Raw genomic sequence first — 215 nt, forward strand, 5'->3', positions numbered from 1 at the left:
CACCCCGGCGGCGTGACATTAACGCCGTACAGCAGTGAGACCTTTGCGGTGGTGGAAGCGAAGGGCGCTGAAGGGGCCGAAGTGTCCGGTTACTCCGGCGTGAAAATTGACTCCCGGGGTTATGCCGTGGTGCCGTACCTGAGTGCCTATCAGATGAATGAGATAACCATCGATCCGAAGGGGACCTCTTATGACGTGGAGCTGGAATCCACCAG

1 protein-coding gene is annotated in these 215 nt (G+C 58.1%); it reads left to right on the plus strand.

What is annotated here, in order from left to right; all coding sequences use genetic code 11:
- Positions 1-215: fimbria/pilus outer membrane usher protein (locus tag V1952_RS22825; RefSeq protein WP_420075669.1), on the plus strand; the 215-nt coding region annotated here is incomplete at both ends.

The organism is Yersinia sp. 2542 StPb PI, from assembly GCF_048593855.1.
Classification (GTDB): Bacteria; Pseudomonadota; Gammaproteobacteria; order Enterobacterales; family Enterobacteriaceae; genus Yersinia; species Yersinia enterocolitica_E.